Here is an 18,823-nt window from a genome sequence, read left to right on the forward strand (position 1 = left end):
CCGAAGCGCAACGCCTCGGGTACGAGGTCCCTGCGGGTGGGACATCCGTTGACCACCATGAGGAGGTCGGCCCCGGCCGGCAGCGAGCGCAGCACGTGCGCGACGCCGTCGACCCCACCGAGAGCCGGCCCGTAGCAGTACGGTCGGCCGATTCCCACAGCTTGGCACCCAGCGCCGACGCCTTGATGATGTCCGCGCCACTGCGCACCCCCGGGTCGAACAGCACCGGGAGAACGTCGGCGGCCTCGTGCACGCCAGGTCTCGCGCGGCACGGCAAAGTGCTGGGGTCCGCATGCCGCCCTCGCCGGGCTTGTGGCAAGCTCTGCCGGCAGCGGCTGCCGTGACCGTCGTCGGCATCACTCCAGTGGCCGTGGCGAGTGCCTGGAGGAGTCGTACGTCAGCCGCCCTCACCTCCGCCCGGACCCTGGGAGGAGGTCGCGGCGGTGAGCAGCGGAGCGATGGCCAGCACGAGCGCGAGGCCGACCAGCAGCCCGTACAGAGGGGGCCCGGGCCTCGTGATGCCCGAGGAGATCAGCAGCGCCGTGGCGCCGGCCGGGGCGTGGTGCGAGTCGAGCACATGGAGCAGGAAGAGCGTGAGGCCCACGGCAAGCGCCTGCGCGCCGATCTGGGGAGCCGTGTCGTGGTGCTGCTCGGCGACGGAGGGGTGGCTCCACAGGCCGAAGGCGGCCAGACACGCCAGACTGACGGCGATGGCCACGGCATGGCTGGTCACGGCGCTGCGGAGCCGAGCGGTCACCGTTTCCGGATGAGCCAGCAGCAGGTACGCCGTCGGACCCAGCGTGGTCGTCAGGGCAACCCACCCGATGAGGTTGCCGACCGCACCGACCCCCGCGAGCAGCAGGCCGGACAGCGCGAACAACCGCAGACCACCGAGCAGGCGGGTCGGAGCGCCGCTCAGGGGGCCGGACCCGTGTCCTGTTCGCTCCCGCCGCGCGCTCACGCAGACCTGCCCAAGGTGCCGACGAAGGTGGCTGGAAGATCTCCGGTGCTCATGCTGAGCCTCCTCTCGCTCGGAGTGTCCGGGTATCCGCACGTCGCAGGCGTCAACCGGAGCAGCGCTGCTGAGCAGCCGGATCCGCCCGTCCCGGCGGTGATCGTCCCGGCGGCGCGACCATCGGTCCATGGTCCGCGGGCGATGTCGGCACGCGATGCGGTCGCGGGCGGCCCGGGCGACGGGACGGCGGCAGCGGGACGGCGGATCGCCGCGCGGTCGCTTCTCACGGGCGGACACCGGCTCGGCGAGCTGTGCCGATGAGCTGCGCACGCTGTCCGGCACGGGCGTGCCGGTCAGTGCGGCCAGGTCAGCGGTGTGCCGGCGGTCGGCCTCTTCCGTGTGTCGTGCACGGCCGCCGGTGCCCCTCGTCGGCGCGTCCTTCGGCGGCTCGGTCGGCCGGTGAGTGAGGTCCGGACCGTGCTTCGGGCCCCAGCCGGGGCAGATACGGGTGGCGGAACACGGGCACCGGGGCGGGGTCCATCCGTGGGGCCGCGTCCCATTCACCGGCACGGCGCAAATCTTCTGATTCTTTCCGACAGCCGCCGGGGCTGCCTTGACCCTGCGTGGTCGGGCGAGGGGACTCGGCGAGGTAGAAAGGACGTATGGCGGAGATGGAAACCCCGGTCGGGGACCTCGATGACGTGGACGTGGTCACGCGAGCGGTGCTGACCGCTTCCCGGGTGCTGGTGGCGGTTTCCGCCCGCTCGCTCGCCGAGGTCGAAGAGCGGGTCACCCTGCCGCAGTTCAGGATGCTGGTCGTGCTGGCGAGCCGTGGGGCCACGAAGCTGGTCGACCTGGCGGAGCTGCTGCATGTGGCGCCGTCGACGGCCATGCGCATGGTGGACCGGTTGATCGCGGCCGGTCTCGCCGAGCGACAGCACAATCCCGCCAATCGTCGGGAGACCATGCTGAAGCTCACGGAGGAGGGGCGGCGAACGGTCGAGACGGCCACCGCCCGGCGCCGGGCCGAGATCGCGGCGATCGTCCAACGCCTCCGGCCCACGCAGAGGTTGGCGCTCGTCGCGGCGCTTGATGCTTTCAACGAGGCCGGCGGAGAGCCGCCCGCGTCAGCAGGAGGCGGAGAGCAGCACCCGCTCGGCTGGGCGCTGGACCTCCCGGGCAGACGAGAGACCTGAGCATGCGAGCGCCCCAGGGCGTGTGATGTGCCCTATCGTCGCGGGGCTGCTTCGCGCACGGTCACGGTGGGCTTCCGGACCATGTACACGTCCACCTGGTCCTCGGTCTCGAGTGTGAACCCATGGCGTTCGTACAGCCGCCGGGCCGGACTGCCCTGCAGCACGGCCGTGCCGGCCCTTCCGCGGCCCGGCCCGCGGACACGTTGGAGCGACGTACGAGGACGCCCAGGTCCCGCATGATGCCGGGCAGGCGGAGCCGAGATGTGCCGGAGCGTGACGGGGCGTTCATCCGAGGCGTCCTTCGTTCTGCGACTCCCGTGGAGGCGGGGACGCCGAAGGCTGGTGCGTGCGGGGTGTACGCACCGTCGTCGTGACGCGTACGAGGCAGGGTGCCCGGGGGGTGGAACCGAAACCGAACCGTACGGGCGGGTCCACCGCGGTGAGGGGGCCGAGGTCTCGTCCCTCGAGAGTGGCGGTCGCCTCGGTGACCGGATGCAGATCGCGGGCGCCGTACCCCTCGTACCGGCCGCCGTCGGCCGTCCCCCGGGTGCGCACACCCAGGAGGAGACGGGCGAGCGGGTCCGTCACCGCCGGCCAGGAGGGCCGAGCGGCCAGTACACCGGGGACCGCTCGCAGCAGGGACCCCACGGACCCGCGCCGACCTACCGTGAACCGGAGATCCAGCACCGCATCTGCCGTGACCCTCCAGGCTTGGCCGGTGACGCGGACGCGTACGGGTTCGATGCGGACCTCGTCGAAGGCGTAGGTGCCGGCGATGAAGTCCGCCGTCCGCCTGGTGGGAGCCAGCAACACGCGACGGCCGTCGGCCCCCTCCAGCATCACGTCACTGAACGGCCCGAAGGGGGAGCGGAACCAGTGGCCGAGAACCAGGCGGGTGCCGGACCTCGTGCCGATCCCCGCGATCCAACCGTCGAAGCGAAGCCTGGTGGTCCGCGCGGCCCGGCACATCACGGCGCCCGGGCGCCGGCCCGGTTCACCCGCCCCTGGCGAGTCGGCCGCACCGGAGCCACGCGGGCGGCCATCCGGCCTGCATGGCGTCCAGCGGGTGACTCGGACGGACCCGGACCGTCGACTCGTGCACCACGTCGACGTCCTGCAGGGTCACGGACGTCCCCATGCTCGTGCGGCGGGCCTGTGCGCCGCACAGCGACGGCCGAGGTGGACAGCGTGGTCCGGCCTGCCGTGGCCGGCAGCCCCGCCGTCCTGCGCTGGAGCCATGGCCCGTACACCGGTCCGAAGACCCACACGAAGTCGCGCAGGTGCGGCAGCGGCCGGTCGCCGCCGGGCAGGCCGAACGGGCCCTGGGGCCGCGCCCCGAGCACCGGGTTCATCCCCGTCTCCTTGCCGGCGGCCGCACCGGGCGCGCGGCGCCGAAGCGGACTTTGTGGACCCCGTCGCAGAAGTGCACGAGCGGCTCCTGCGCGGGCGGCGGCAGCCCGGCGGCCCTGGTGAGGGTCTCCTCCAGGTCTTCCAGGCGCGCACCCCGCAGCGCCCAGGGCTCGTGCTCGACGGGCGTGCGCCGGAGCATGCCGCAGGCCCGTGTGAAGGCCCGCCACCGCGAGGTGAGCCACACGTCCCGCGAGGCCGGTCGGACCGGCTCGCCCGGACGGACCACCATGCGGTACGACGGCCCGCCGCGCCCCCGCGCCCCCGTGTAGGTCACCGCATCTCCGCCGCGTGACAGCGTCAGGTGGCCGAGGTGGTACGGCGCACCGACCGCGCGGGCGGCCAGCATGACCGGGCAGCCCACTTCGAGGGACAGGAACCACAGCCCGTCCCCGCCGCCGCGCTCGCGCACATACGTGCGCAGGTTGGTCTCGCAGAAGGAGGGCAGGGCGGCAGGGATCCCCGGCGGACGCACGCCTGCCACCAACGGCGTGAGACTCACCCACGCCCACTGATCGAAGGTGTCCACCGTCAGCCCGTACGGAAGCAGGCGCTGTACCTGGTCGGGCGGGTAGGCCCAGTGCACGAACGTCTGGGTGAGCCAGCCGGCACGCAGTTCCGGGAGGTACACGCGCTGCTCGGGCGCATACGACACCACGCGCACCGACTCCCCCAGCAGGCCCGCCTCGAAACCCCGCGCGTCTCGTGCGGACGCGCGAGGGCCTCTCACCCGTCTCGAACCGATCCGAACGGCGTGGGCGCACCTGCTCGACACAGGCCTCACGGGGACCAGCAGCTGAGGCAACCGGTCCCCGCGTGCGCGGCAGGAGGTGCTCTGCGCGCAGACCGACGCGCCGCGGGCCGGCGCCGAAGGCCGGACTTGGCCGGCGTGCGGGGTCCTGGCGCCGACATCAGTGTCCTGAACGGTGTGGACGGCCTGGCCGAGAACGCGGCGCCAGTCGTCGGCCGCGAACCGGCGATGCCTTCGAGCACGCGTCGTCCGACGCAACCCGGCGCGGCTGCCCGGAGCCGGCCGCCGGACTGCTGGTGATCTCCACCGGCCCCGCCGCAGCGGTGTGCGTCACGCCCGCGACGCACTCTGGCGCGCGCGCACTCCCGCCAGCGCGGTCAGCACCGTGTCGTTGGCATCGCGGTGGCCGACGGTGAGCCGGAGTCCCTCGCCGGGGTAATGACGCGCTCGGACACCGGCTTCGGTGAGTGCTGCGGCGCCGACGTCGATCGGATCGGGCGCGGCGAGCCAGACGGAATTGGCATGGCCGGGGCGTACGCGCCAGCCGAGGGAGGCCAGTTCGCACCGGAGCCGTTCGCGTTCGGCGACGATGGTGTTCACGCGTAGGCGCAGCTCGCTCTCGGCCCGCAACGAGGCCTTCACCGCCGCCGTTGCCACCGCGTTGATCCCGAAGGGCAGTTGCTGCCGACGGATCCGCTCCACCAGGTGCGAGGTGCCGATGCCGTAGCCCACGCGCAGGGCGGCGAGGCCGTACGCCTTGGAGAAGGTGCGCAGGACCAGCAGGTTCGGGTGGGCCTCCAGGAGGGCGCGTGCGTCCGGCAGGTCGGGGGCGCGGGCGAACTCCACGTACGCCTCGTCGAGGATCACGGTGACGTGTCGGGGGACATGCCGCAGGAACGCCGACAGCGCGTCCGCGGTGACGAGGCTTCCGGTGGGGTTGTGGGGGTTGCACAGCACCACGACGCGGGTGCGGTGGGTGAGCGCCGCGAGCAGTGCGTCCAGATCCTGGTGCCCGTCCGGCGTCAGGGGTACGGGCACAGACCGAGCGCGGACCATGGCGGCCAGCAGAGGGTAGGCGTCGAACGTGCGCCAGGCGTGCACCACTGCGTCGCCGGGGCGGACCACTGCCTGGAGCACCTGAAGGGCCACGCCGACCGACCCGCTGCCCACCGCGACGCGGTCGGAGGCCACCTGGCACCATGCGGCGATCCGCTCGGTGAGGTCGTCGGGGTGGAACTGCGGGTAGCGGTGAGCCTCTACGACGGCCCGCTGCATCGCCTCGCGTACCGAGGGCAATGGGGGATACGGGCTCTCGTTCAGGGCAAGACGGTGCAGCACGGGAGTGTCCATGGCTCAGTCCCGTCCGCCGTGCCAGCGCACCGCGACGGCTCCGGCGAAGTCGCCCGCGTGGGCGAAACCCCCGAGCACCATCAGGTCGCCGTCCGTCACCTGTCCGGAGCTGATCGCGCGGTCCAGGGTGACCGGGATCGCCGCTCCGAAGAGATTCCCGTAGTCGTCGAAGGTGTGCAGGTGCCGTTCGGCAGGCAACTGCAGCGCCTCCCGCCAGTTCCGCAGGAAGGTGCGGTTGGGCTGGTTGGTGATGAGGACGTCTATGTCGGTGGTCGTCGTGCCGGTGCGTCGGCACAGGTCCGTGATCACCTCGGGGACGAGGCGGTTCCCGCGTGCCAGGACCTTGGCGACACTGGCGTCGGTGAACCCGATCCGCAGCTGGGACGTGCCCGGCTCCCAGTACTTGCGGCCGTCGTCGACCGCCACGGTCATGTCGCCGGCGAACTCGCCGATGTGCCGGGTCTCCACGTGGAGGACCGGTGACTGCGCCGACGTCGTCAGGTACCCCGCGCCGCACCCGTCGCCCGGGATCGCCGCCTGGGCGAGTTTGCGTACCTCGGACTGTGTGAACCACTGCCCCGCGGCGCTCTGTGCGTTGCATATCAGCGCCGTCCTCGCGTCGGTGGTGGTCAGGATCTGCCGGGCCAGCTTCACCATGTACACGAACGACGCGCAGCCCGCATTGGCCACGTCGACGAGCCACTCGGGATTCAGACCCAGTCGGCGCGCCACCTCGGTTCCGGCGCCCACGAACGGCAGGTCCGGCAGCTGACTGTGCACCAACAGGACGTCCACAGCGCGGATTTCGTCCCTGCCGTGCCGTTCGATCAGAGGCTGCACGGCGCGCTCGATCATGTCCGCGTTGGTCTCGTCCCTGGCCACGTGGTGCCGTAACGGCGGGACCTTGAACATGGCATGGTTGCGGAGCTTGTCCTCCGCTCCGGGGAAGTCCGTGTAGAACTCCGCGGGGACGGGCTCGCCGGGCAGGTAGCTCGCGACGTCGGTGAGGCTGACCGTGGTCACCGCGTCACCGCCCTCGCCGGAGCCGAACCGATGGGCAGGCCGTGCCGGTGGCGGTGTTCCAGGATGGCCTTGAGGTTGTGCATCTCCACCGTGTGCCCTGCGTAGAAGAGGTCCCAGTAGTCGCCCACCCACGGCCGGTCCGGGCGGGGAGCCAGGTCGGGGCGGGGGTTGTCGTCGTAGTAGGGGTGCCGGCAGTTGGTCCAAGTGATCACCGACCCCGGCTTGTCGAGAACCAACCGGGCCGGGACGACACGCATCAGGTAGATCATCCACAGCTTCTCGCCCTGATCCCAGGAGCAGTGGTAGTCCACGGTCATGGCCTCGGGGTTCGCGATCACCTTGCAGTAGATGCTGGTGTCGTCCTCCAGTCGGTCGTGACCGATCCACAGCCCCGGTGTGCCGGTGGGCGCGAAGCCCCGCAGGCTGCAGGTCCACTCCTCCAGATGGTGCCCCTGACGCAGGTAGTCGTAGGCCTGCTCCGGGGGGCAGTCGACGTACTCGTGGATGGTGCAGTACTGGCCGTAGACCTGATGGTGCGGGTAGACGGCGTGGGTGAGCTCGACGCAGTGGGCGGTCAGTTCCTCCTTGCCGGTGTTCTCGATCCGGATCAGACCGGGGATGTCAGCCAACGTGGACGACGGCTCGCTCATGTGAACCCTCCTTGTGCTTGGCGGCTTCGGTGAAGGACTGGAAGGGGAGGAAAGGGGGAATCTCCCGTGGGTCACAGGCCACTGCGACGAACACCGGTCCGGCGCCCGCATTGCTGCGCAGCAGTGCCGCGCGCAGGTGCTCCGCGTCGGTGACCTCCGTGGCCTGCAGGGACGGGAAGGCGGCGGCGACTCCGGCGGCGAGGTCCGTCCGGGCGAACAGGTCGTCGTTGCGGACGCCGCCCTGGAGGAACTCCTCCCGCAGTGCGCACATGGCATGGGCGTTGTTGTTGAAGATCACGAACGTCACGGGTGCGTCGTACTCCACGGCGGTGTGCACCTCCATCCCGTGCATGAAGAAGGCACCGTCGCCGGCGAGGACGTAGGTGCGCCGCCCGGTGGCGAGCGCGGCGCCGATGCCGGCACCGAACGTGTAGCCCATGCCACCCATGCCGACCGCCACGATGAAGCGGCCGTGGCGCGGTGCCGGGAGGAGGTGGATCGCGCCGGCCCCGGTGTTGCCGGCGTCCACGAAGACGTGCGCGTCCTGGGGGAGCGCGGCCTCCACCGCGGCGACCGCCCCGGGAAGGGAGACGGTTGCGTCCTGCACGGGCGGACCCGGCAGGGCCGTGGGACGTGGTCCGGTGTGCGGCGGGCAGGGGCGGGGGTGCGACGGCAGCCGGGCGGTCACCGCGCGCAGCGCGTCCCGCAGGTTCCCGCCCACCGCGGTGCCTGCCACGAACGGCGGTTCGGGGTCGAGGCAGACGACCTCGGTGGCGGCCAGAGCCCGGTCGAGGCCGCCGCGTGCCAGGAGCGGCAGCCGGGTGCCGACCAGCAGGCACAGGTCGGCTCGGCGCAGACAGCTCTCGACGTTGGCGTGACCCATCACCCCGGCCACGCCTGCGAACCGTGGATCACGGTTGTCGAAGACGTCCTTGGCGTCCGGGGTGACCGCCACCCATGCCCCCAGGCACCGGACGAGTTCGGCCAACTCCCCGCGCGCGTCGGCGGCGGCGACACCCTCACCGGCGACGACGAGGACACGACCGGCCTCGCGGAGGGCGTCCGACACGGCGCTGACGCCGGCTGTGTCGAGCCGCGCCGCGGATGCCGTCGCGGGGCTGCCGGGTGTCGGGGCCGCCTCGCGGGAGGGCACCCGGATCCGTGCCTGCTGCACGTCCTTGGGCAGCAACAGCACCGCCGGCCCACGCGGATCGGCCTGCGCCGCCGCGACCGCCTGGGACAGCAACTCCGACAGCGCGTCCGCGTCGTCGACCCGGGCACAGAACCGCGAGACGGGTGCGAACACCTCCCGTGCATCGAAGGAGCCCGCCTTGCCGCTGGAGTCCTGGAACGCCCCGTGCCCCTCCTGGCCGGTCGGCGGCTGGCCCACCAGGGCCAGCACCGGCACCCGGGAGGCGTACGCCTCCGCCAGGCCCGGTACGAGGTTCATCGCCCCGCCGCCCGAGGTGGCGGCGACAACCCCCAGACGCCTGGTGGTACGTGCATACCCGTCGGCCATGGTGACGGCGGAGAACTCGTGTTTGGCGACGACACCCCGGACCGTGCCGCCGCGGTGCACCGCGTCGTACAGATCCTCGATGTTGGCGCCGCCGACGCCGAACATGTGGGTGACGCCGGCCCTGGCGAGTTCCCCGGCCAGATGGTCGACCACGCGTACCGTTTCCGCCTCGGGTATTTCCTCGGGTAATGCCGAGGTCGTGGTGGTCATGCGGGGCTTCCCTCCCTCTCGTGGTGCGGGTCGATGAGGCCGGATGGTGAGACGACCTGAAAGCGGTGCCGGTATTCCTTCGGGGTGAGCCCCAGGATTCGGCCGAAGGAGCGGAAGAACGTCTCGGTCGCGGCGAATCCGCACCGGCCGGCTATCTGGCTGATCGACAGGGTCGTGGTCTCCAGCAGTTCGCGTGCGCGGGCGATACGCGTCCGCTCGACGTACTGGCCGGGTGTCGTGCCCACCTCGCGCCGGAAGACCCGGGCGAAATTACGCTGACTCATGTTGGCCTGCCGCGCGATCTCGGCCACGGGCAGGGGGTTGTGCAGGTTCTCCAGAATCCACTCCTGTGCTGCCCGGATCGGCGGGTGATCGGCCAGTTGGGCGTCGAGGACGGCGCTGTACTGGGACTGTCCTCCGTGCCGCTTGAGGAACAGCACCAGAAACCGTGCCGTCTCCAGCGCGAGCGCCGAACCGTGGTCGGCCTCCACCAGGGCCAGCGCCATGTCGATGCCCGTCGACACCCCTGCCGAGGTCACGAAGGGGCCGTCCCAGACGAAGATCGGCTCGGGGTCCACCGTCACCTCCGGATAGCGGCAGGCCATCGCCTCGCTGTAAGCCCAGTGGGTGGTGGCGCGCCTGCCGTCGAGGAGGCCGGCTTGGGCCAGCAGAAAGGATCCGCCGCACACGGAGGCGGCTCTGCGCGACCGGGCCGCTGCCCGACTGATCCAGGACACGAGTTCCTCGTCCCGGAGCGCGTCGTCGAGACTCCAGCCGCCCGGGACGAGGAGTGTGTCGATCGGGCCCTGCCCCGCCTCCAGTGGTGATGCCTCCACCACCACCCCCGAACTCGTCCGCACCAGCGGTGCGTCGGCGGAGACGAACTCGGTTCGGTAGGGGATGCCCGAGGGACCCAGGAGTCGGTTCGCGGTATCGAACACTTCAATCGGTCCGGTGATGTCCAGGGCCATGGCGCCCGCGTACACCACCACAACAACACGTCGCTCCAACACAGTCACAGCCTGTATCGGATCTCGCACCGGCTGCAATGACAGATTACTGACGTATCCGGCCAACGCCCGGTGGTGGAGGGGTGGAAAGGGCGCTGGCAAGGCAGTTCCGGCGGCGAAGGGGCAGCGCCGCGTGAGGCAGCTCACAGGGCTCCGGGACGGCTGCGCTCAGCGACGGGTGCGTCTGCCGGCTGGGGATGCGTCGCGTCGCCCTGGGCAGTCTCACGCCCCACCGGGCCCTTGTGCGCAGCGGGATCGGCCGACTGACCGGACCTGTCGGCGCAGCCCCCCTCGGGAACCGACCGCGCCGAGCTGACCGAGGGGACCGGGGACACCTGGCGTTCGCCACCCAGTCCAGGTCGGATGCCGTGACACCCCGAGGGGAAAGTGGGGTTCGGGCGGCGGCCGATGGTGTCCCGCCAAGTGGTGTAGGAATCCGGACCAACTCGCTCCGGCGACCGCTTCTTCGGCAAGCACCGTCGAGATGCCTCGGGTGGTGGCGATGCTGTTCCCGGCCTCCGCAGCGGCCTCTGCTCGAGCGTCGGCCCTGTCAGTGCTTGTGACCTGCGGAGTCGTGAACTCCGCATCGCTACACCACTTTGCGGGACGCGACCCGGCGGCCGGTGCCGGCCGCCGACTGCGACCGTCGGCAGGGCAGGCACGAACGACAGGCCGGAACACTCGACCTGGGCGCGATCGCCGGCAATCTCCCCTGCTGACGTTCACTGTGGTGCTGGGTCGCTTGCTCCTCCTGCCGCTGTGGCTTCGGCGGCAGCGCGGCGCGGCCCGCAGTGTTCCAGCAAAGCGGAGATCTCGCCGTCGACGAGCCGATAGCGCACGATCCGACCGTCCTTCTCGCCCTGGACGGTGCCTGCCGTTCGCAGCAGACGCAGCGCCTGCGACACCGCGGTGTCCCGCATCCCGGTGGCCACGGCAAGGTCGGAGACGGCGATGGGGCCTGCTTCATGGAGCGCCAGCAGCAGGGACAGTCGCCCGGGATCCGCGAGCAGAGAGAAGCGGCCGGCCCAGGTCCGTACGCGCTGGCGTTCACCGACGGCGGCGATGGCGTCGCAGACCCGATGGCCGTCGATGGTCCGCTGCCCGGCACGTTCGGCGGGGACGAGATGCATGAACCCATCATCGCAGCCGCCACCTCACGGCTCAACACCTGATCACTTGTGCAGGCTTGCAGCCCCGACCGGTGGCCTTCTACTGTGAGCGGGCCGTGGTGTTCGGGAAGACCGGTGACGGCCCGTCAGGGGCTCAGTCCGGAGCGGCCCTCGCCACTGTGATCGGGGAGTTCCCGCCCCAGGCGTTGCCACTGGCCTCACGGCCGGGAAGGCAGGGGCGGGCGCGATGACCCGTCAGCCAGGAGACCGGCCACGGCAGCACGAAGCTGATCCACGAGGTGCTGGAGCGTGATGGTATGACCCCGTCCCGAGGCGTGCCCGAAACCGCCGCCGCCCCCTCCTTCCGCTGGCGACGTGAGGACACCGTCCGAACCGCCGGCCTCCTGACCGTGATCGTCGCCCTGCACCTGGTCGCCTTCGGGATCCTCTTCCTGTTCGTGGTCCCGCGTCACTACGAGGTCGGCACCCAGGCGTTCGGGGTGGGCCTCGGCGTCACGGCCTACACCCTCGGCATGCGGCACGCCTTCGACGCCGACCACATCGCCGCGATCGACAACACCACCCGCAAGCTGATGGCCGACGGCAAGCGGCCGGTGTCGGTGGGCTTCTGGTTCGCGCTCGGGCACTCCAGTGTGGTGGTCGTCATGGCCGCGCTGGTCGCCGGCGGCGCCAGGCTCGCCGGCACGCTGATGAACGACGGCTCCCGCACTCACCAGGTCCTCGGCACCGTGGGTACGACGGTCTCCGGCGGGTTCCTGTATCTGATCGCCGCCCTCAACATGGTGGCGCTGTTCGGCATCGCCCGCGTGTTCAAGGCGATGCGGGCCGGGCGGTACGACGAGGGCGAGCTGGAGGCCCACCTCGACTCACGTGGCTTCATGAACCGCGTTCTCGGCCGCCTCACCAGGTCCGTCCGCCGCCCTGGCCAGATGTTCCCGCTCGGCTTCCTCTTCGGCGTAGGCTTCGACACCAGCACCGAGGTCCTGCTCCTCGCCCTGGCCGGCAACGGTGCCGCCGCAGGCCTTCCCTGGTACGCGGTTCTGTGCCTGCCCCTCCTCTTCGCCGCGGGGATGAGCCTTTTCGACACCCTGGACGGCACCTTCATGAACTTCGCCTACCAGTGGGCCTTCTCCAACCCGGTCCGCAAGGTCTTCTACAACCTCACCATCACCGGCCTGTCCATCGCGGTGGCCTTCTTCGTCGGCACGATCGAGTTGGTCGGCGTCCTGCACGACAAGCTGGGCCTGAGCGATGACGTCTCCGGCTGGATCGCGGGCCTGGATCTGGACAACGTCGGATACGTCATCGTCGGCCTGTTCGTGGTCGTCTGGGCCGCGGCCATCGTCTACTGGCGGCTGGCCAGGGTAGAGGAGCGGTGGAACGCCCGCACCGCCGACACCGGCTGACCCCTCGGCGGCTGCAGGTCATGCCGGAAGCCGGTCCGGCGAAGAGGGCGGAGACCCAACTGGGCGACGCGGGCTGCTGCCCCCTCCTGTGCGTCCTCGCCCTGGTGCGTTCGCCTCGCCCCCGGCGAGCGGATGGCCGCCCACGGCCACGTCCTGGGCCACTTCTGGACCGCCCACCTCGCGGGCCGCGGCCTTCAGCGAACCTGCGACGGCACCACCCGCATCGTGGACTGCACCCCGGGCGGAACCCGTCAACGCACGACTTCGGTCTCGCTCACCACCTCTTGCACGACTTGGGGAACATCGGCACCACGACCCTCGACTTCACCGGCGCCGAGTTCGGGAATCTCGCCAGCCCACCCCTGGACCTGCAGCCGGAGCCGCCCCCCCCAACCGGGCGAGCGGCTACGACGGACGGCGGATGCGGTTGCAGCATCAGCGGTCGTTTCCATGGGGCTGCTGTGACGTCCGGGGCGGGGAGGCGGAGTCACTGGCCGGTGGGACGGCCTTGGTGGCGGCGATCGGACTGGTGGAGGGCCCGGCCGACGGGTTGCTCGGAGACACGGACGGGGAGGTGCCGGTCGTGGGAGTGGCCGAGGGAGGTGTCTGGCCGAGCGCTGTCAGCACCGCGTCGGTGACCAGGCCGCGGGCGTTCGTGATGAGCGCGACGGGATCGGAGGCGCCGAGCAGACGATCACAACCCAGGTTGGTGAACGTCTGGTTGGCCCGTGCGGCGAGGAAACCGAAGAGGTTCGGCGACATGGCCGGGTCCGGCGAGGGCGCCCTCTCCAGGAGTGCCTTGTTCCTGAAGACGCGCCGGATGCCGGCCGGATCGCCGAAGAGGGTGGTGCAGAAGGCCACTTCGTCGCCGTTGCCGTTGCTGCCGGCGCGGACCGCGGGCATGTCGACCCCGTGGCGGTACGCATTGGTCTTCGCCACGCTGCCGCGGCCGTCGACGAGCGTCATCGGGTCGTTCCGTGGGACGAGCGCGATCGGCGCCTTCTGGTGTGCCGCGGCGGACAGTTCGTCCAGGGCGAGGGCGGACGTGGCCTTGCCGTCGCTGGACTGGTTGGGGGCGGTGAACGGCTTGCAGCCGAGGGCAGGGTCCACGAACTGGGTCAGCAACAGGTTGTCGCTGCCGTTGGCCAGATCCCTGGGGGCGCGGGTCTTCGCCCACCTGGGTCTGCCGTTGTGCCGGTGGTGTCGGTCGCCGCGGTTGACCAGCCGGGCGGCCTTCTTGAGTGCGGCCCTGCTCGCGGCATTGTTCTGTGCGATGCGGCCGTGCGCGTCGGCGAGGTAGTGGGTCACCACGTTGTCGCTTCCGTCCTGGTCCACGACGGAGAAGTCCCGCGTGGTCGGGCAGGGTAGGCCGTCCTTGGCGGTCCCGAGCGCCGGAACCTTCAGGTGCCCCTTGGCGATCTGGGTGTTGGCGGCCCGGAAGAAGGCCGGTGCGTTGCAGTACGCGAACTGGCCGAAGACCGAACCCGGCAGGCCGTTGACGCACTTGCCGCGGGCGAGAGCGTCCGTACGACCGCTCGCTCGCAAGGTCAGATCGGCGCTGTTGAAGCCGAACCAGATGCCCACGGTCGAGCCGCGCGGAACCGATGGCCGGGCCGTGCGAGCGGCCGGTCTCTTGCCCTTGTCGATCACCAAGGGGTTGTAGACGGTCAGTTTGCCGTTCGGGGTGATGATCGCGGCTTCCACGAACGCCGACTGATCCGGGTTGGCCTCGTGGCAGGGTCCCTGTGCCGGATCGGTCGCGACGAGTCTGTACGGGGTGGCCAGGCCACTCGCGGTGAGCGGGTTGTCCGGCACCAGGAGTGTGCAGTTCGGGTCGGGTCGGCGGGCCGCCGCGTCGGGCTGTGCGGCGGCCGCCCGGTTCCCTTGCGAGCGGTGCCGACCACCGGCTTCCGCCGCGAACACCGAACCCGCCACGACGGCGAGAATCAGGGGCCCGCCGAGCAGAGCGAGCGACACCTTCGAGCGCTTCCCACGGCGGGCGTGCTCCCGCCGGGAAGTATGCGATGAGTGTGCCAGGTTCTTGTGGGCCACTGAGGCGCTCCTCACTGTGCGTCCCCCCCGTGGGGAGCGTCCCACGGCCGCGCGGGCGCACGACGGTCATGACAGTGCGGACCCGTCACGGCCTGCCGGGCGACCCCCGGTCGCCCGGCGTGACGGATCCACTCGCTGTACGTGCCGGGTCCACCGGATGCTCAACGGCCGCGCCAGTCATTACCGAACCTTGAACCAGGGCGCGAAGCGGGGAGCCGGTCTCCATGCGGGTACCGGGCGGGAGCCGGGCTGCCCCTGCGGCGGCCGTGGGCATCATCGAAGTACGGAGCGGGCTCGGCCATTTGCCCGATCGGTCCACGAACGTCTCCACTGGCTCGATGAGGAGGTCGATCCCACCGCGCGGCTCCACGACGGTCGTCCCGCCCGACGGCATGCTCGGTGCGGCGGGGTGCGGACGCGATGAGGGCTTCGACCACGGTCAGAGCCGATCCGGGCCGATGGGCCTGCTGGAAGGGCCGTCCGGCACGCCGTCGCCGCCACGTTTCCACGGGCCGCTCACCGGTGAGGGCGGGACCCGTGGCCCTCACCCACGGCAGCCGGCGGGCTCAGCATGGAGTGTGATCCCCTCCATCCGGGCGAAAGACGGGCTGACTCATGTACCCGAACGAGGGTTTCCGTGAACTCGGTCGTCATGAGTGCCTGCGCCTGCCGGCGACGGCCACCATCGGCCGGATCGTCCACACCCGCCAGGCCCTGCCCGCGGTCGTTCCGGTCAACTTCGCACTGGACACCGACGGAGCGGTGCTGCTGCGCACCTCGGCGGCCTCCGAGCTGGCCCGCGGTCGACGCCGCCGTCGTCGCCTTCGAGGCGGACGCGGTCCACGTGGACACACACTCCGGCTGGAGTGTCGTCGTCACCGGACCGGCCGGGATCGTGACGGACCCGGCCGAGGCGGCACGCCTCGAGCGGATCGCCCCGCATTCCTGGGCTCCCTCACCCGAGGAGGCCTTGGTGCGCATCGAACCCGACCTGGTCACCGGGCGTCAACTCGTCGGGGGACGCACGCTGTACGGCGATCCCGGTCCGATACGCCGTCAACTTCCTCTGCCTTACGCGGGAGCAGCAGCTCGACGTGATCAGCCGCACCTTCCACGGTTCGCTGTGAACAGCGCGGCAGTCCCGGCCGCACGGCAGGCGGTCCCGGCGGACGGGCGGCTCACGGGCACGGTCGGGCTCGGCACGCTGCTGAGGATGGGGCCGGGCGGACCGCGCCCTGGACCGAACGGCCCATGTCCTGCGGGACAGGAGCACCGGGTGGCGGACGAGTTGGGCTGTCCAGACCTCTCGCAGCGGGACCATCGGGGTCGCGCACGGGACGTGTGGCCGCTGACTGCGCGCGGCTGAGGGGCAGAAGGATCAGTCGCGGATCGACTCACCCCACAGTTCTGTCAGGAGCCTCAGCCATGTCCAGAAGCACAGGAGGCGGAAAGGGGACGGCGCCGACGGCGACGCTCGGCCTTCCCGCCGCCTCCGCACTCGTCATCGGCAGCATCATCGGAACCGGAGTCTTCGCGCTGCCCTCCGCCCTCGCCCCGTACGGGCCCATTGCCCTCGTCGCTTTCATCGCCGTAACCCTCGGCGCGCTCGCGCTGGCGCTGACCTTCGGTGCACTGGCCAAGCGCCTTCCGGCGAGCGGTGGTCCGTACGTCTATGCCCGCGAGGCCTTCGGGGAGTTCGCCGGATTCCTCAACGCCTGGTCGTACTGGATCACGGCCTGGGCCGGCAACGCGGCCATCGCCGTGGCGTGGGTCGGGTACGTCGAGGTGTTCGTGAACACCGGGCACGACAAGTGGGCCTCAGTGCCTCTCGCGCTGGTCGGGCTGTGGATTCCCGCCGTGATCAATCTCACCGGCATCCGGAACATGGGCGCGTTCCAGGTGATCACGACCGTGCTCAAGTTCGTTCCGCTGATCTTCATGGCCACCATCGGGCTGTTGTTCGTCGACGCCCACAACTTCGGCCCGTTCAACGCCAGCGGCCAGTCGGCGCTGGGCGCGATCTCGGCCGCGGGCGCCATCGCCCTGTTCAGCTACCTGGGCCTGGAAGCGGCCTCTGTCGTCGCGGGCCGGGTCCGCGAGCCGGAGCGCAACGTCCCCCGCGCCACCGTCTACGGCACGCTCATCTGCGCCGTCATCTACATCCTGGGCACCCTCGCCGTCTTCGGCACGGTCGCGCACGGCAAGCTGAGTGGATCCACCGCGCCGTTCACCGACGCCGCGAACAGTATCTTCGGCGGCAGTTGGGCCGGCGACACGGTCGCCGTCGCTGCGATCATCTCGGGCATCGGCGCGCTGAACGGCTGGACCATGCTGTGCGCGGAGATGCCGTACGCGGCCGCCCGTGACGGTCTCTTCCCGCGGGCCTTCGCCCGGCTGCGCGGCGAGGGAGGTGTCCCGGCCTTCGGCATCGTCGCCTCGACGGTGCTGGCCTCGCTGATCACGGTGTTCAGCTACACCCGCTTCGACGACGTCTTCACCAAGATCGTGCTGCTCAGCGTGCTGACCGCCGTGATCCCCTACCTGTTCTCCGCCGCCGCCCAGCTGTACTGGCTCCTCGTCCGCGGCCGGGACGGCCTCAGCCCCCGCAGGCTCGCCCGGGACATCACCGTCGCCGGGCTCGCGCTCGCCTTTTCGTACTGGTCGATCCAGGGAAGCGGCTACCAGACCGTCTACTACGGCCTGTTCGTCCTCCTGCTCGGCGTCCCCGTCTACGTCTGGCTGAAGCAGGGACAGGACACCTTCGGCGAGGCCACGGCGCCGAGGAACGCGACGACCGTGGACCGGTCGGAACGGGCGCCCGAGACCCCTGCGCCGACCCAGCGGCTCTCCCGAGGGCTCCGTACCAACCGCATCGGCGGAGCCCGGAAGCGCAACGACCTCCGCCACCACGACTGACCGCCCCCTACCCAGGAACCTCAGCCATGAACACTTTCCACGTCGACTCCGAAGTCGGGCCGCTGCGCCAGGTGATCCTGCACCGCCCCGGCCTCGAACTCTCCCGTCTCACCCCGCGCAACGTGGACGCACTGCTCTTCGACGACATCCTGTGGGCCGAGCGGGCCCGCGAGGAGCACGACGCCCTCGCCCAGGTCCTGCGCGACCACGGCGCACGCGTCCACTACTTCGCCGACCTGCTCGCCCAGACCCTCGGCGCCCCGGAGGCGCGTGACTGGCTCCTGGACCGGGTCGTCACTCCCGGCACCGTGGGCCCGGCCCTCATCGACCCGGTGCGCGAGCTGTGCGCCGGGCTGGACGGCGAGACGCTCGCCGGCTACCTCATCGGCGGTCTCCTCAAGAGCGACCTGCCGCTCACCACCCCGCACAGCCTGGTGTGGGACGCCCTCGGCGCCGACGACTTCGCCCTCACCCCGCTGCCCAACCACCTCTTCCCGCGCGACAACTCCTGCTGGATGTACGACCAGGTGTCGGTCAACCCGATGGCCAAGACCGCCCGGCGGCGCGAGAGTCTGCACGCGCAGGCGATCTACCGGTTCCACCCGATGTTCGCGGGCATCGCTCCCGCCCCTCTGCTGGAGGGACCTGTCGGCACCCTCGAAGGCGGGGACGTCCACGTCCTCGGCAACGGCACCGTCATGGTCGGAATGGGGGAGCGCACCACTCCCCAGGCGGTGGAGAACCTGGCCGCCCGGCTCTTCACCGCCGGGTCGGCGAGCAGGCTGATAGCGGTCCGACTGCCCGCAGCCCGCGCGTACATGCACCTGGACACGGTGCTGACCATGGTCGACCGCGACGCTTTCGTCATCTACCCCGGTCTCGCGGATTCCCTGCGCTCGTGGACGCTGCGGCCCGATGACAGCCGCGAGACCGGGTTCGACATCGTCCCGAACTCCGATCTGGCGACCGCGCTCGCCGAGTCCCTCGACATGGAAAAGGTGCGGATGCTGTCCGCGCCCCAGGACATCCGCAACGCCGAGCGCGAGCAGTGGGACGACGGCAGCAACTTCCTCGCCCTTGCACCCGGCGTGGTCGTCGGCTACGAGCGCAATGTCACCACCAACACCTACCTGCGCAAGCAGGGCATCGAGGTCGTCACCATCGCAGGCGCCGAACTCGGCCGCGGCCGCGGTGGACCCCGATGCATGAGCTGCCCCGTCGAACGTGACCCGGCCGCCTGACCCCGTA

General features: G+C 70.9%; 14 protein-coding genes, 3 pseudogenes and 1 riboswitch. Of the genes and pseudogenes, 5 read left to right on the plus strand and 12 right to left on the minus strand.

Annotation, left to right across the window (positions count from 1 at the left end; translation table 11 throughout):
- Together AC5WRT_RS34620 and AC5WRT_RS34625 are read right to left on the minus strand one after the other, a co-directional pair.
- Positions 1-301 (minus strand): annotated as a pseudogene (locus AC5WRT_RS34620) (alpha-hydroxy-acid oxidizing protein); the annotation flags it as partial.
- Positions 302-397: 96 nt separating this feature from the next.
- Positions 398-961 carry an HPP family protein gene (locus tag AC5WRT_RS34625; RefSeq protein ID WP_496093977.1) on the minus strand — a complete coding sequence of 188 codons (564 nt, stop codon included), beginning with the start codon at positions 959-961 and terminating at the stop codon, positions 398-400.
- A gap of 656 nt (positions 962-1,617) precedes the next feature.
- On the opposite strand from AC5WRT_RS34625, the gene AC5WRT_RS34630 reads away from it, so the two are divergent.
- Positions 1,618-2,151, plus strand: a complete 534-nt coding sequence (locus tag AC5WRT_RS34630; protein ID WP_496093976.1) for a MarR family winged helix-turn-helix transcriptional regulator — start codon at positions 1,618-1,620, stop codon at positions 2,149-2,151.
- Positions 2,152-2,183: 32 nt separating this feature from the next.
- Here AC5WRT_RS34630 and AC5WRT_RS34635 read toward each other — a convergent pair.
- The 9 genes and pseudogenes from AC5WRT_RS34635 to AC5WRT_RS34675 all read right to left on the minus strand — a co-directional run.
- Positions 2,184-2,315: pseudogene (locus tag AC5WRT_RS34635) on the minus strand (GNAT family N-acetyltransferase); the annotation flags it as partial.
- Positions 2,316-2,436: 121 nt separating this feature from the next.
- Positions 2,437-3,120 carry a hypothetical protein gene (locus AC5WRT_RS34640; protein ID WP_496093975.1) on the minus strand — a complete coding sequence of 228 codons (684 nt, stop codon included), beginning with the start codon at positions 3,118-3,120 and terminating at the stop codon, positions 2,437-2,439.
- A gap of 379 nt (positions 3,121-3,499) precedes the next feature.
- Positions 3,500-4,216, minus strand: coding sequence for a YqjF family protein (locus AC5WRT_RS34645; protein ID WP_496093974.1), 717 nt, complete (start codon positions 4,214-4,216; stop codon positions 3,500-3,502).
- Positions 4,217-4,639: 423 nt separating this feature from the next.
- Positions 4,640-5,659, minus strand: coding sequence for a histidinol-phosphate transaminase (locus tag AC5WRT_RS34650; protein WP_496093973.1), 1,020 nt, complete (start codon positions 5,657-5,659; stop codon positions 4,640-4,642).
- A 3-nt stretch (positions 5,660-5,662) separates the two neighbouring features.
- Entirely contained in the window at positions 5,663-6,682 is a 1,020-nt protein-coding gene (locus AC5WRT_RS34655; protein ID WP_496093972.1) for a 3-oxoacyl-ACP synthase III family protein, read from the minus strand.
- Positions 6,679-7,332, minus strand: a complete 654-nt coding sequence (locus tag AC5WRT_RS34660; RefSeq protein ID WP_496093971.1) for an SRPBCC family protein — start codon at positions 7,330-7,332, stop codon at positions 6,679-6,681. The genes AC5WRT_RS34655 and AC5WRT_RS34660 overlap by 4 nt, the downstream gene beginning before the upstream one ends.
- The gene (locus tag AC5WRT_RS34665; RefSeq protein ID WP_496093970.1) at positions 7,304-9,061 is read right to left on the minus strand and encodes a thiamine pyrophosphate-binding protein; all 1,758 of its coding nucleotides are present in this window, start codon (positions 9,059-9,061) and stop codon (positions 7,304-7,306) included. The genes AC5WRT_RS34660 and AC5WRT_RS34665 overlap by 29 nt, the downstream gene beginning before the upstream one ends.
- Positions 9,058-10,074 (minus strand): GlxA family transcriptional regulator, encoded by a 1,017-nt coding sequence (locus AC5WRT_RS34670; protein WP_496093969.1) that lies wholly within the window; start codon positions 10,072-10,074, stop codon positions 9,058-9,060. The genes AC5WRT_RS34665 and AC5WRT_RS34670 overlap by 4 nt, the downstream gene beginning before the upstream one ends.
- Before the next feature lie 719 nt (positions 10,075-10,793).
- Positions 10,794-11,201 (minus strand): ArsR/SmtB family transcription factor, encoded by a 408-nt coding sequence (locus tag AC5WRT_RS34675; RefSeq protein ID WP_496100924.1) that lies wholly within the window; start codon positions 11,199-11,201, stop codon positions 10,794-10,796.
- Between the two features lie 78 nt (positions 11,202-11,279).
- Positions 11,280-11,470: riboswitch (cobalamin riboswitch) on the plus strand.
- A 27-nt stretch (positions 11,471-11,497) separates the two neighbouring features.
- On the opposite strand from AC5WRT_RS34675, the gene nicT reads away from it, so the two are divergent.
- A complete protein-coding gene (gene nicT / locus AC5WRT_RS34680) occupies positions 11,498-12,607 on the plus strand; it encodes a Nickel transporter NicT (RefSeq protein ID WP_496093967.1) in 1,110 nt (369 codons plus the stop codon).
- Between the two features lie 435 nt (positions 12,608-13,042).
- Here the strand turns inward: nicT and AC5WRT_RS34685 are convergent, their stop codons facing one another.
- A complete protein-coding gene (locus AC5WRT_RS34685) occupies positions 13,043-14,584 on the minus strand; it encodes a hypothetical protein (protein ID WP_496093966.1) in 1,542 nt (513 codons plus the stop codon).
- A gap of 690 nt (positions 14,585-15,274) precedes the next feature.
- On the opposite strand from AC5WRT_RS34685, the pseudogene AC5WRT_RS34690 reads away from it, so the two are divergent.
- The 3 genes and pseudogenes from AC5WRT_RS34690 to AC5WRT_RS34700 form a co-directional block, all read left to right on the plus strand.
- A pseudogene (locus AC5WRT_RS34690) lies at positions 15,275-15,695 on the plus strand (pyridoxamine 5'-phosphate oxidase family protein); the annotation flags it as partial.
- Positions 15,696-16,084: 389 nt separating this feature from the next.
- Positions 16,085-17,575, plus strand: coding sequence for an APC family permease (locus AC5WRT_RS34695; RefSeq protein WP_496093965.1), 1,491 nt, complete (start codon positions 16,085-16,087; stop codon positions 17,573-17,575).
- Between the two features lie 26 nt (positions 17,576-17,601).
- The gene (locus AC5WRT_RS34700) at positions 17,602-18,816 is read left to right on the plus strand and encodes an arginine deiminase (RefSeq protein WP_496093964.1); all 1,215 of its coding nucleotides are present in this window, start codon (positions 17,602-17,604) and stop codon (positions 18,814-18,816) included.
- Positions 18,817-18,823: the final 7 nt, after the last annotated feature.

The sequence above is a fragment of the Streptomyces sp. NTD91 genome (genome assembly GCF_059510455.1).